This is a genomic window from Kocuria sp. ZOR0020 (assembly GCF_000800955.1).
Taxonomy (GTDB): Bacteria; Actinomycetota; Actinomycetes; order Actinomycetales; family Micrococcaceae; genus Kocuria; species Kocuria subflava.
On the sequence record NZ_JROX01000304.1, the window covers coordinates 1 to 2,115 of the forward strand.

The following is a 2,115-nucleotide window of genomic DNA, read 5'->3' on the forward strand; positions in this document are numbered from 1 at the left end:
CCGTATGGTCGGCGTGACGAGTTCGCGGGGTTGGAGGGCCCGGGCTCGGAATCGGCTTTCGTGACCTTCTGCGGCACCTGACCCACGCAGCCCCAGCCCGCTGTGCGCCCCGCCCCCCGCCCCTGCGCCCCGCCACCTTCCGCCGAGACCTCCGAAAGAGCCCAAAAATCCGCGTCCAGAGGGACTTTTCGGAGGTCTCGGCGAAGGGGGTGGCGGGTTCGACGGGGCACGTAGGGTGGAAACCAGTCTGATATTTCAAAATCTGTAGGAGTTACCGTGTCATCCGCAGCTCAGGACCGGGCCGTCGCATCTGATCGAAACCGTGCATCCGGTCCGCTGGATTCTTCATCTCAACTGTTTCCCGCCATCGTGACGTTGTTGGCGGTGGTGGTGGCCATTATCGGCGCGTTCTTCGGTAGCGGGGCAGTGGGCGGAGATGGTGTGACCGACTCCGCCGGAGGGTGGCTGGATGCAGATGCCACGCCCATTGCTCCGGCCTCCAGCGCCTTCAGCATCTGGTCCGTGATCTACGTGGGCCTGGCTGCTTACGCCATCTGGCAGTTGGGTCGAACCGCCCGCAGTTCCGAGCGTCAACGCCGCTTGCGCCCTTGGATTGCCGGTTCCGCCTTGCTCAACGCAGCCTGGCTGGGAGTGGTCAGCCTGGACACGCTGATCGGCAGTGTTCTGGTGATCCTGGTCCTGCTGGCGGTGCTGATCCGTACATTGCTTCTGATGATGGCCACGCGGACCAGCGGCTGGGTGGAAACTCTGCTGGTGGACGGCACCATGGGCCTGTACCTGGGCTGGGTGTCCGTGGCGGTGGCTGCCAACATCACGGCTTGGTTGGCCGGTGGCGTGGGCCTGGACGGTTTTGACGGATGGGAGTTGGCCACCGTTGCCATCGTGACCGTGGCTGCCGTGATTGCCATGGCCCTGGCGTTCTTCACCCGCGGCCGGTTGGCTCCCGCCATTGCCACCGCATGGGGTCTGGCATGGATTGCGGTTGCTCGAACGGAGGGTCAGTTCGAGTCCCAGACGTTGGTCTGGACCGCAGCGGTGGCATCAGCGGCAGTTGTGGTGGCCGTCGTCGTCGCCCGGCTGCGCAGGGAACGGTCTCCGGAAACCGTCTGAGCCCTGGACCCCACTCCAGAAGCGATTTGTTCCGGTAACCCCAACTTGAAAAGTGAGTTGTGCCGCCCATCAGCGCTGATGAGCGGCACAACTCACCTTCGGCGGGAAGAAGGTGGGCAGCACCTACTGATTCGGCTTGCTGTCCTTGGCGAACTGCCTGGACTTCACGGCTTCCGGCAGGAACTTCTTGAGCAAGGCGTCCCGCCGGGTTTTGCGGTCGCCGCCGATCACGTGATCCTTTCCGGCAAACAGTGCATCCAGGCCGCGTTGTGCCACCAGAGCGGGATTGTTCTTCCAGTCGTTGGAGCCGAACATGGTGTTGCCCATGCCCGCGGTCTGGTGGAAGTCCGTGGCGGTGGCCCCTGGCAGCAGCGCGGTGACGTTCACGCCGTACTCCCTCATTTCCTCCCGCAGGCCCTGCGCAAAGCTGAACATGAACGCGCGGGTGGGGCCGTAGATGGATTCGTACGGGGTGGGAGTCAACGCGGACATGGACGAGGTGATCAGAATCCACCCGTGGCGCTGATCAGCCATTTTGCGCACCACATGCTTGGCCAGCAGCACCTGTGAGGTGATGTTGAGCGCGATCATGTGCTTTTCTTCATCCAGGTCCGTGTCCAGGAACGCCCCACCCAGACTCTTGCCCGCATTCAGAGCGACGACGTCCAACGGCCGCCCCAATGCCTCAACTTCCGACCACACGTATTCCACGCCCTCTTCCGCGGACAGATCTGCCTGGATGGACAGAACCCGCACGTGAGGCAACTTGTCCGAGAGTTGGTTGATGCGCTCGCCGGCCCCCACGCCTGCGATGTCCTAGCCGCGGTCTGCCAACTGCCGAGCCAGTTCAAAACCTATGCCGGCTGAGGCGCCGGTGACCAGTGCAAGTTTGTTCATGCTTTGATCCTCCGCCTTGACCGCCCCGGGAGGCAATCCGGCTGCGAACAACACCCACGCAACACCCGAACCACAGCCGAATCCCAG

Annotated in this window: 2 protein-coding genes; one reads left to right on the forward strand and one right to left on the reverse strand. The window is 63.4% G+C overall.

The features are described from left to right. Positions 1 to 276 precede the first annotated feature (276 nt). Positions 277 to 1,131, forward strand: coding sequence for a tryptophan-rich sensory protein (locus L979_RS13310; protein WP_231559550.1), 855 nt, complete (start codon positions 277 to 279; stop codon positions 1,129 to 1,131). 123 nt (positions 1,132 to 1,254) lie between these two features. Here L979_RS13310 and L979_RS13315 read toward each other — a convergent pair whose 3' ends face one another. Then, positions 1,255 to 1,935, reverse strand: a complete 681-nt coding sequence (locus L979_RS13315; RefSeq protein WP_231559551.1) for an SDR family oxidoreductase — start codon at positions 1,933 to 1,935, stop codon at positions 1,255 to 1,257. Positions 1,936 to 2,115: the final 180 nt, after the last annotated feature.